The 10,799-nt window shown below is 80.6% G+C and carries 6 protein-coding genes; 4 read left to right on the top strand and 2 right to left on the bottom strand.

The window, feature by feature from the left end; all coding sequences use genetic code 11:
* Both ACRYR7_RS12920 and ACRYR7_RS12915 read right to left on the bottom strand, forming a co-directional pair.
* Window positions 1–1,762 (bottom strand): DEAD/DEAH box helicase (locus ACRYR7_RS12920; protein WP_432572504.1); only part of this gene is annotated, 1,762 nt, incomplete at its 3' end.
* A 267-nt stretch (window positions 1,763–2,029) separates the two neighbouring features.
* Window positions 2,030–2,254: a DUF3107 domain-containing protein gene (locus ACRYR7_RS12915; RefSeq protein ID WP_432572503.1), complete on the bottom strand. Its 225-nt coding sequence runs from the start codon at window positions 2,252–2,254 to the stop codon at window positions 2,030–2,032.
* Between the two features lie 160 nt (window positions 2,255–2,414).
* On the opposite strand from ACRYR7_RS12915, the gene ACRYR7_RS12910 reads away from it, so the two are divergent.
* The 4 genes from ACRYR7_RS12910 to ACRYR7_RS12895 all read left to right on the top strand — a co-directional run bounded on the left by ACRYR7_RS12910 (window position 2,415) and on the right by ACRYR7_RS12895 (window position 10,779).
* On the top strand, window positions 2,415–3,182 hold the full coding sequence (locus tag ACRYR7_RS12910) for a DUF3152 domain-containing protein (protein WP_432572502.1): 768 nt from the start codon (window positions 2,415–2,417) through the stop codon (window positions 3,180–3,182).
* Between the two features lie 118 nt (window positions 3,183–3,300).
* Entirely contained in the window at window positions 3,301–3,663 is a 363-nt protein-coding gene (locus ACRYR7_RS12905) for an MGMT family protein (protein ID WP_432572501.1), read from the top strand.
* 43 nt (window positions 3,664–3,706) lie between these two features.
* Window positions 3,707–7,204, top strand: coding sequence for a PD-(D/E)XK nuclease family protein (locus tag ACRYR7_RS12900; RefSeq protein WP_432572500.1), 3,498 nt, complete (start codon window positions 3,707–3,709; stop codon window positions 7,202–7,204).
* A complete protein-coding gene (locus ACRYR7_RS12895; RefSeq protein ID WP_432572499.1) occupies window positions 7,201–10,779 on the top strand; it encodes an ATP-dependent helicase in 3,579 nt (1,192 codons plus the stop codon). Before ACRYR7_RS12900 ends, ACRYR7_RS12895 begins: the two co-directional genes overlap by 4 nt.
* Window positions 10,780–10,799 lie beyond the last annotated feature (20 nt).

Raw genomic sequence — 10,799 nt, 5'->3', positions numbered from 1 at the left:
GGCCCGCGCACAACAACCCCGCCCGGCGGGGGCGGGGCCCGCGCGGCCCCGCCGCGCGGCGGGGGGGGGGCCGCCCCCCCCGCGGGGCGGCGCCCTCCGCGGCGCCCTCGGCGCCGGCGGGGGCCTGCGCCGCGGTGCCGGCGGCGGGCTCGGTCGCGGGCTCGGTCCCGGGCTCGCTCGCGCTCCCGCCGGCCGGGGACCCGGCCCCCTCGCCGCCGCGGCGGGTGCGCCGGCGCTGGCGGGTGCGGCGGGGGCGCTCGCCCTGCTCCTCCGGCGCGCCCTCGGCCGCCGGGTCCTGCGCGGGCCGCTCGGCGTCCTCGCGCGACGGGCGCCGGGCCTTCTGCGCGCGCCCGTCCTGCCTGCGCCCCTCCGGCTGCCCGTCGCGGCGCGGGCGGCGGCCCTTGGCGGCGCCGACCTCGCCGAGGTCCTCGAGCTCCTCGGCCTCCAGCCCGGCGCGGGTGCGCTGGGTGCGCGGCAGCCGCCCGGTGGTGCCCGCCGGGATGTGCAGGTCCTCGAACAGGTGCGGGGAGCTGGAGTACGTCTCCGGCGGCTCGCCGAAGCCCAGGCCCAGCGCCTTGTCGACCAGCGCCCAGCGCGGCAGGTCGTCCCAGTCCACGAACGTCACCGCGGTGCCGGTGTTGCCGGCGCGGCCGGTGCGGCCGATGCGGTGCAGGTAGGTCTTCTCGTCCTCGGGGCACTGGTAGTTCACGACGTGCGTGACGTCCTCGACGTCGATGCCGCGCGCGGCGACGTCGGTGGCGACCAGCACGTCCACCTTGCCGTGGCGGAACGCGCGCAGCGCCTGCTCGCGCGCGCCCTGGCCCAGGTCGCCGTGGATGGCGGCGGCGGCGAAGCCGCGCTCGGCGAGCTGCTCGGCCACCGAGGCCGCGGTGCGCTTGGTGCGGCTGAAGACGATCGTCAGCCCGCGGCCCTCGGCCTGCAGCATCCGGGCCAGGACCTCGACCTTGTCGAGGGCGTGCGTGCGGTACACGAACTGCGTGATCGCGGCCACGGTCGCGCCGTCGTCGGTGGGGTCCACCGCGCGGATGTGCGTGGGCTGCGTCATGTACGAGCGGCCCAGCGCCACGACCGCGCCGGGCATGGTCGCCGAGAACAGCATCGTCTGGCGCGCCGGGGAGGTCTGGCCCAGCAGGCGCTCCACGTCGGGCAGGAAGCCCAGGTCGAGCATCTCGTCGGCCTCGTCCAGGACCACGCACGTGACGTGCGAGAGGTCCAGGTGCTTCTGCTTGGCCAGGTCCAGCAGGCGCCCGGGGGTGCCCACGACCACGTCGACGCCCTTGGCCAGCGCCTCGATCTGCGGCTCGTAGGCGCGGCCGCCGTAGACGGTGAGGATGCGCCCGCCGCGCACGCGGCTGGCGGTGGTGAGGTCGCCGGCGACCTGGGTGGCCAGCTCGCGCGTGGGCACGATGACCAGGGCCTGCGGCTTGCCCGGCGCGGGCAGCGCGTCGTACGCGGGGTCGCCGGGCACGGCGGTGCGCTGCAGCAGCGGGATGCCGAAGCCGAGCGTCTTGCCGGTGCCGGTCTTGGCCTGGCCGATGATGTCGTGCCCCGACAGCGCCACCGGCAGCGTCATCGCCTGGATGGGGAAGGGGCTGGTGATGCCCGCGCCGGCCAGCGCGCGCACGATGCGCTCGTCGACGCCGTGCGCGGCGAAGCCGTCCTCGGGCCCGGGGGCCGCGGACGGGGTGGTGGGGGGCTGGGTGGTCTCGGGGGTCGCGGTGGACCCCGCTGCGTCGGTCATGCGTCTCCCGTGCGGGGCGGCGCCGCGTCCGGGCACCGGGCGCCCTGCGGGAGGGAGTGCCGAGAGGTTCGTCGGCGGCGCCCTGTCACGGGCTCGACCTGCGGTGCGGGGCCGCGGCGCGGCAGTCGGCAGCCGATCGCGACTGACGACCGGGCAACCCTGAACACGACCATGGTAACCGTCGGCCACGCGCGGCGACGCCGCGGGCGCGCCCGGAGGCGCTCCCGCGGCGTCGCGGCCCTGCTCGCGCAGGAGCCGGTGAGGGGGTCAGGACAGCCCGAAGCCGACCTTGCGCACCTCCGCGGCGCCGATGTCCACGTACCCCAGCGTCGAGGACGGCACCACCACGGTGCGCCCCTTCTCGTCCTTCAGCCGCAGCACGGTGCCCTCGCTGAGGGCCGTGGACACCGCGGCCGTGATCTCCTCGCTGGTCTGCGCCGACTCGAACACCAGCTCGCGCGCCACGTTCTGCACGCCGATCCGAACCTCCACCGCTGTCCCTCCCGGGTCGTCGATCGGGCCGGCACCGCCCGTGCTCGGGGGTGCGGTCGTCCAGCGAGGCTAGTCGGAGCGGCGCGGGGCGGCAGATCCGGTTCGCCGCCAGCGGACGGGGCACCGGGGCGGCGGGGCGCCGGGGTGGCACGCTGGGCGGGTGACCGACCGACGCCCCTCGCGCCGCGGGCTGCTGCTGGCCGGGGCCGCCGCGCTGGCCGGCGCGGGCTGCTCGGGCCCCGGGGACGCGCCCACCGGCGCCGCTTCCGCGGCGGCCCCCGCGTCCCCGCCGCCCCCGCCCGCCCCCGCGCCGACGCCCGCGACCCCGCCCGCCCCTGTGCTGCCGCCCGGGTTGACGGAGGCGGACCTGAGCGCGGGCGTGCTGCAGCGCCGGGTGCCGCAGGGCGGCGGCGGGGCGCTGGACGTCGTGCCGGGCTCGTCCCCGGCACCGGCCTCCGCGCGGGTGCGCAGCCTGCGCGTGGAGGTCGAGCGCGACCTGGCCGCCGCCGGCCTGGTGGACCCCGCGCGCTTCGCCGACTTCGCGCTCGGCGTGCTCAACGACCCCCGCGGCTGGGGCGCGGGGGGTGCGATGAGCTTCGCGCGCACCGACGGCGAGGCCGAGTTCCGCCTGGTGCTGGCCACCCCGGACACCTCCGCGGCGCTGTGCCGGCCGCTGCGCACCATGGGCACCCTGTCGTGCCGCACCGGGGACGCCGCGGTGCTCACCTGGTACCGGTGGGTCGAGGCGATCGCCGACTACGGCGAGGACCGCACCGGGTACCGCCAGTACGTCGTCAGCCACGAGGTGGGTCACCTGCTGGGCCACGGCCACGAGCCCAACCCCGGGGTCGGGCGGCGCGCGCCGGTGATGATGCAGCAGACCAAGGGCCTGGACGGGGCCCTGCCCAACCCCTGGCCGAACCCCTGAGCGAGCGCTGAGCGAGCGCTGAGCGACCTCTGAGCGCCACGGCGGCCCGACTCCGCGTCCGCCGGGCGCGGCGCGCCACCGGGCCCGCTCGCCGCCGCGGCAGTGGCAGGCTGCCGACGTGGAACCGCACGAGCTGCCCGCGCGCGCCGAGGAGGTCCTGGAGGTCGTCGAGGCGATCCCGGCCGGGCGCGTGCTGACCTACGGCGACGTCGGCGAGCTCGTCGGCGACCGCGGGCCGCGCTTCGTGGGCAACGTGCTGCGCCGCTTCGGCTCGCACGTGCCGTGGTGGCGGGTGCTGCGCGCCGACGGCAGCGCCGCGCCGCCGCTGGCGGCCCGGGCGGTGGGCCGCTGGCGGGCCGAGGGCGTGCCGCTGCGCCGCGACGACGCCGACCCCGTCCTGGTGCGCGTGGACCTGGCCGCCGCCCGCTGGGACGCCGCGGGCCTGGAGGTCCCCGCGGGTCTCCCGGGCGGTGCGCGGTGAGGGCGGTGGCCGGGCCCGGGGCGTGTCGGAGGGCCGTGGTGGTGTGGCGCACGTGCTGACGGGGGGTGCGGGCGGCGGGGTCCGCGACGGCGGGGGTGCCGCGGGCGGGCCCGGTGCCGAGGACGGGCCCGGTGCCGCTGCCGCCCCGCCGGAGCCGGTGGTGCCGCTGCTGCGCCGCGCGCCGCGCGCGGGCCCGGTGCACCCCGAGCTGGACCCCGCGCAGCGCGCCGTCGCGGCCACCCGCCCGGGCAGCGGGCCGCTGGTGCTGCGCGGCGCGCCGGGCACGGGCCGCACCACCGCGCTGCGCGCCCTGGTGGCCGCCCGGGTCGAGCGCGACGGGCTGGCCCCGGACCGGGTGCTCGTGCTGGCGCCGGGCCGCCGCGAGGCCGGCGCCCTGCGCGACGAGCTGTCCCTGGCGCTGCGCCGCACGGTGGGGCAGCCGGCGGCGCGCACGCCGCAGTCGTACGCGTTCGGGCTGCTGCGCGCGGTGCACGCGCACCGCGGGGACCCGCCGCCGCGGCTGATCCCCGGTGCGGAGCAGGACTCCATCCTCGCCGAGCTGCTGCAGGGCCACCTGGAGGCGGGCGCCGAGGTGGACGACGAGGCGGGCGCGCGGACGGGCGACGAGGTGGCCGGGGCGTTCGCGGCCGCGCTGCGCGCGGCGGGGCGCGGCGGTGCGGTGCGCGCCCCGCGGTGGCCCTCGGACGTGCCGCGCGAGGCGTGGGGGCTGCGCAGCTTCCGCAACGAGCTGCGCGACCTGCTCGCGCGCGCCGTCGAGCGCGGGCTGGGTCCGGAGGACCTGGCCGAGCTGGGGGCGCGGCACGGCCGCCCGGAGTGGGTGGCCGCGGCCTCCGTGCTGGCGGAGTACGCGGGCGTGACGACCTTCGACCCCGCCCGCGCCAACGCCTACGACCCCGCCGCCGTCCTCGACGAGGCGGTGGCGCAGCTGACGGGCACCCCCGGGGCGCTGGCCGCCGAGCGCGACCGCTGGCAGCTGGTCGCCGTGGACGACGCGCACGAGCTGTCCGAGGCGGGCCTGCGCCTGGTGGAGGCGGTCGCCGGCGGCGGGCGCGACCTGCTGCTCGTCACCGACCCGGACTCGGTGACGCAGGGCTTCCGCGGCGCCGACGCCCTGGCGGCCTCGGCGCTCGCGGACCGCTTCGGCGCCGCGGACGGCGGCCCGGCGGCGACGGTGGTGCTGGGCACCGTGCACCGCCAGCAGCCGCAGGTGCGCGCGGTGGCCTCCGCCGTGGCCGCGCGCATCGGCGCCCTCGGCGGCGCCCCGCAGCGCGCGGCGCGACCGGGCAGGGCGCCCGGTGCCGGGCCGGTGCCCGGCGGGGTGGAGGTGGCGGTGCTGCCCTCGCCCACCGGGGAGGCGGCCTGGATCGCCCAGCGGCTGCGCCGCCGGCACCTGCTGGACGGGGTGCCGTGGTCGGCGATGGCGGTGGTGGTGCGCTCGGCGGGCCGCACCGCGGCGCTGCGGCGCGGCCTGGTGGCCGCCGGGGTGCCGCTGGCGGTGCCGCAGGCGGAGGTGCCCGTGCGCGACGAGCCGGCCGTGCGCCCGCTGCTGGCGGCGCTGGGGGCGGTGCTGCGCCCGGCGTCGTTCACCGCGGAGGTGGCGCGCGAGCTCGTCACCTCCCCGCTGGGCGGGGCGGACGTGGTGGCGCTGCGCCGGCTGCGCCAGCGCTTGCGCCGCGCCGAGCTCGCCGCCGGCGGCGGCCGCACCGGTGACGCGGTGCTGGCCTCCGCGCTGGCCGGGGTGCTCGCCGGCGACCCGGCGGGCGGCGACCCGGCCGGTGGCGACCCGGCCGGTGACGGCCCGGCCGCCGCGGACCGGGCGCTGCTGGCCGGCGACGACGAGGCGCTGGGCCCGGCGCAGCGGCTGGCGGCGGTGCTGCGGGCCGGGCGGGCCGCCGTGCTCGCGCCGGACGCCGACGTCGAGCGGGTGCTGTGGGCGCTGTGGGAGGCCGCCGGCCTGGGACCGCGCTGGCAGCGCGCCGCGCTGGCGCGCGGGGCCTCCGCGCGCGCCGAGGCGGCCCGCGCGGACCGCGACCTGGACGCCGTGCTGGCCCTGTTCGAGGCGGCCGGCCGGTTCGTGGACCGCTTCCCGGGCGTCGGCGGTGCCGAGCGCTTCCTGGACCAGCTGCTCTCGGAGGAGGTGCCCGAGGACACCCTGGCCGAGCGCGCCCCGGAGACCGGCGCGGTGACCCTGACCACCCCGCAGGGGGCCGTGGGCCGCGAGTGGGACCTCGTCGTGGTGGCCGGCGTGCAGGAGGGCGTGTGGCCGGACCTGCGCCTGCGCGGCTCGGTGCTGGGCGCGCAGGCGCTGGTGGACGTCCTGCAGGGCCGCGCCGCCGACGCCCCGGGGGCGCGCCGCGCCGTCCTGGAGGACGAGCTGCGGCTGTTCCACGTGGCGGTCTCCCGCGCCCGCGACGAGCTGGTGGTCACGGCGGTGCGCACCGAGGACGAGCGGCCCTCGGCGTTCCTGGACCTCGTCGACGCCGCCGTCCGCCCGGCGGGTGCCGCGCCGGAGCTGGACGAGGAGGGCGAGCGGCCCCTGGCGCCGGTGCCGCGGCCGCTGTCGCTGCCGGCCCTGGTGGCGCGGCTGCGGCAGGTGGTGTGCGCCCCCGGGGGCGTCGAGCCGCCCGCGCGCCGCGCCGCGGCCGCCGCGCAGCTGGCCCGGCTGGCCGCCGTCGGCGTGCCCGGCGCGGATCCGGACGACTGGTACGGCGTGGACGAGCTCACCGACGACGGCCCGCTGGGCGCCGGCGCCGCGCCCGTGCCGGTCTCGCCCTCGCGGGTGGAGGTCTTCGAGCGCTGCGGCCTGCGCTGGCTGCTGGACTCCTCCGGCGCCCGCCCGCGCGCCTCGGGCGCGCAGGCGCTGGGCGAGCTCGTGCACCGCGTCGCCGCCGAGGCGCCGGGCGCCGACGCCGCGGAGCTGCACCGCCGCCTGGACCTGCGGTGGCCCGCGCTGGGCCTGCCCGACGGCTGGGTCACCTCCCGGCTGCGCGCCCGCGCCGAGGCGATGCTGGTGAAGCTGGCCGAGTACCACCGGCGCGCGGCCGAGGAGGGCCGCGAGCTCGTGGCGGTCGAGCAGGACGTCGAGCTGGTGGTGGGCGGGGCGCGGGTGCGCGCGCGGGTGGACCGCCTCGAGCGCGACGAGCTCGGCCGGGCGGTGGTGGTGGACCTGAAGACCGGCGCCACCGCGCCCTCGAAGGGGGAGCTGGCCCGCCACCCGCAGCTGGGCGTGTACCAGCTGCTCGCGCAGGAGGGCGCGTTCGCGCCGCGCGCCGCCGGCACCGGCGGTGCCGTCCTGGTGCAGCTGGGCAGCGCGCACCGCGGCGTCGCGGTGCAGCGCCAGGAGGCGCTGGACGCCGACGAGGACCCGCGCTGGGCGGCGGACCTGCTGGCGCGCACCGCCGAGGGGATGGCCGCGCCGGTGTTCGAGGCGGTCGTGGGGGAGCACTGCTCGTCCTGCCCGGTGCGCAGCAGCTGCCCCGCCCAGGACACCGGCCGCAGCGTGTGCGAGGAGGGCCTGTGACGGGCACGACGACCGGGCTGCCGGGACGGCCCCCGGGGGAGCCGCCGGGCGGGGCGCCGGGCGGACCCCCGGTCGCGCCGGCGCGGCGCGCGCCGCGGCTGGGCGCGGTGGAGATCGCCGAGCGGCTGGGCCGGCCGCGGCCCACGCCGGAGCAGGTCGCCGTCGTCGAGGCGCCCGTGGAGCCCCTGCTCGTCGTGGCCGGCGCCGGGTCGGGCAAGACCGAGACGATGTCCGCGCGCGTGGTGTGGCTGGTGGCCAACGGCCTCGTCGCCCCCCACGACGTCCTGGGGCTGACCTTCACCCGCAAGGCCGCCGGCGAGCTGGCCGAGCGGGTCCGCCGGCGGCTGCGGGCCCTGCGCGCCCACGGCCTGGGCGTCCCGACCACGGGCGGCGGTGCGGGCGGCGGGCGCGGTGACGGCCTCGCCGACGGCGATCCGGTGGTGTCGACCTACCACGCCTACGCCGCGTCGCTGGTGCTCGACCACGGGCTGCGCCTGGGCGTGGAACCGCGCTCGGCGGTGCTCTCGGAGGCCGGGGCCTGGCAGCTGGCCTCGGAGGTGGTGGAGAGCTGGCGCGGGGACCTGCCCGGCGTGGAGGTGGCGCCCTCGACGCTGACCGCGGCGCTGCTGCAGCTGTCCGCCGAGTGCGCCGAGCACCTGGTCGAGCCTGGCGAGGTGGAGCGCTTCGTCGACGCGTTCGAGGAGCGGGTGCTCGCCCTGCCCCGCGACGCCCGCGCGGTGGCCAGGCTGGGCGCGCACGTGCCCGGCGAGCCGTTCGCCGAGGTGCGCAGGGTGCTGGCCGCGCAGCGGGCCCGGCGCGCCCTGGTGCCGCTGCTGCGCGAGCACGCGCGCCGCAAGCGTGAGGCGGAGCTGCTCGACTTCGGCGACCAGGTGCAGCTCGCGGCGCGCCTGGCGCGGGAGGTGCCCGCCGTGCCGGCCGCCGAGCGCGCCGCGCACCGCGTGGTGCTGCTCGACGAGTACCAGGACACCAGCTGGGCGCAGCTGGAGCTGCTGAGCGCCCTCTTCGGCGAGGGGCACCCGGTGACGGCGGTGGGGGACCCGCACCAGGCGATCTACGGCTGGCGCGGCGCCGGGGCCGGCAACCTGGGCGGCTTCCCGGTGCGCTTCCCGCGCGCCGACGGCTCCCCGGCACCGGTGGCGCCGCTGGCCACGAGCTGGCGCAACGACGAGGCGGTGCTCGCCGCCGCCGGCGCGGTGGCCGCACCGCTGGTGGCGGGCGCGGGCGCCGCGGTGGTGCGCCTGCGCGCGCACCCGGGCGCGGGCACCGGCCGGGTGCGCACCGCCTTCGCCGCCACGCTCGAGGAGGAGGCCGCGGAGGTGGCGGCGCGGCTGGCGGAGGTGTGGCGCGCGGACTCCGAGCGCCTGGCCGCCGAGCGCCGCGCGCCGGGCGCCCCGCCGCGCCCGCGGCGCACCGCGGCGGTGCTGTGCCGCCGGCGCAGCTGGTTCCCGGTGCTGCACCGGGCGCTGCGCGACGCCGGGCTGCCGGTGCGGGTCGTCGGCCTGGGCGGCCTGCTGTCCACCCCCGAGGTCGTCGACGTGGTCGCCGCGCTGCACGTGCTGCACGACCCCGCCCGCGGCGACCACCTCGCGCGGCTGCTGACGGGCGCCCGCTGGCGGCTGGGCCCGCGGGACCTGGCGGCGCTGGGGGCGTGGGCGCGGCACCTGCAGCGCCTGCGCGGCGGCCGCGACGGGGACGGCGAGGGGGACGGCGACGGGGACGGCGAGGGGGACGGCGGGCACGACGGGCGGGCCCGGCGCACCGGCGGCGCGGCGCGGGGCCGGGCGGCGGTGGTCCTGCCCGACGAGGCGGAGGACGCCAGCCTGGTCGAGGCCCTGGACGAGCTGCCGCCGCCGGGGTGGCGCGACCGGGACGGGCGGGGCCTGTCGCCGCGCGCGCACGCGCGCCTGCAGCGCCTGGCCGGGGTGCTGCGGCACCTGCGCGGGCGCACCCGCCTGCCGGTGCCGGAGCTGGTGGGCGAGGTGGAGCGCGCGCTGCTGCTGGACGTGGAGGTCGCCGCCCGCCCGGGCAGCTCCCCGGCCACCGCGCGCGCCGACCTGGACGCCCTGGCGGACGCGGCGGCCTCGTTCGCCGCGGCGGCGCGCACGCCGGGCCTGGGCGGGTTCCTGGCGTGGCTGGACGCCGCGGACGCGCGCGAGCGCGGCCTGGCGCCGGGGTCGGTGGACGTGGCCGCGGACGCGGTGCAGCTGCTGACCGTGCACGCCGCCAAGGGCCTGGAGTGGGACGTGGTGGCGGTGCCGGGCCTGGTGGAGGGCGTCTTCCCCGCGGGCGGGGAGACGTCCTCGGGCTGGCTCAGCGGCCCGGGGGTGCTGCCGTACCCGCTGCGCGGCGACCGCGACCACCTGCCGGTGCTCGACGTGGACGGCGCGGGCACCCAGAAGGAGCTGGACGTCGAGCGCGAGCGCTTCCGCGCGGCGTGCGGGCGGCACGAGCTGGACGAGGAGCGGCGCCTGGCGTACGTGGCGTTCACCCGCGCGCGCCACGAGCTGCTGCTCAGCGGCGCCCGCTGGGACGACGCCACCGCCCCGCGCGAGCCGTCGCGCTTCCTGCGGGAGGTGCTCGACGCCCCCGGCCTGCCGGGCCTGGTGAGCCTGCCGCCCTCGCCCGTCCCGCCGCCGGGCACGCCGAACCCGCGCACGGCGGTGCCGCAGCGGGTGGTGTGGCCGGTGGACCCGCTGGCGGCGCGGCGCGGGGAGGTCGAGGCGGGGGCGCGCGCGGTGCGCGGGGCCGCCGCGCTGCTCGCCGCCGGCGCGGACCCCCTCGCGGTGCTCGGCGCGGACCCCCTCGCGGTGCCCGGCGCGGACCCCGGTGAGGACCCCGCCGGGGCGCCGGACGAGGAGGCGGCCGGCTGGGCGCAGCAGGTGGACCTGCTGCTGGCCGAGCGGGCCGCGGCCGGCACCGGCGGCGGGGTGCTGCTGCCCTCGCACCTGTCGGCCTCGCGGCTGGTGGCCCTGGCCCGCGACCGCGACGCGCTGGCGCTGCAGCTGCGCCGGCCGGTGCCGCTGGAGCCGCGCCCGGCCGCGCGCCGCGGCACCGCGTTCCACGCCTGGCTGGAGCACCGGTTCACCGCGAGCCCGCTGCTGGACCCGGTGGACCTGCCCGGCGCGGCCGACGAGGACGCCGCCGACGACCGCGAGCTGGAGGCGCTCAAGCGCGGCTTCCTGGCCAGCGAGTGGGCCGGGCGCGACCCGGTGGCGGTGGAGGTGGCGGTGGAGACGCCGGTGGCCGGCGTCGCGGTGCGCGGGCGCATCGACGCGGTCTTCCGCTCCACGGGCCCGGACGGGCGCGAGCGCTGGGACGTCGTGGACTGGAAGACGGGGCGCCCGCCGGTGGGCGCGGCGGCGCGGGCGCGCGACGTGCAGCTCGCGGTGTACCGGCTGGCGTGGTCGCGCTGGCGCTCGGTGCCGCTGGAGGACGTCAGCGCGGCGTTCTTCCACCCCGCCGCGGGCACGACGGTGCGCCCGGTGGACCTGCTGGGCGCCGCGGACCTGGAGGCGCTGGTGACGTCGGTGCCGCTGACGGACCGGGAGGTGTGAGCCGCCGGCCCCGGTGCCCC

The sequence above is a fragment of the Kineococcus gurbantunggutensis genome (assembly GCF_050871925.1).
Lineage (GTDB): Bacteria > Actinomycetota > Actinomycetes > Actinomycetales > Kineococcaceae > Kineococcus.
This window is presented reverse-complemented; position numbering and strand designations above follow the sequence as displayed.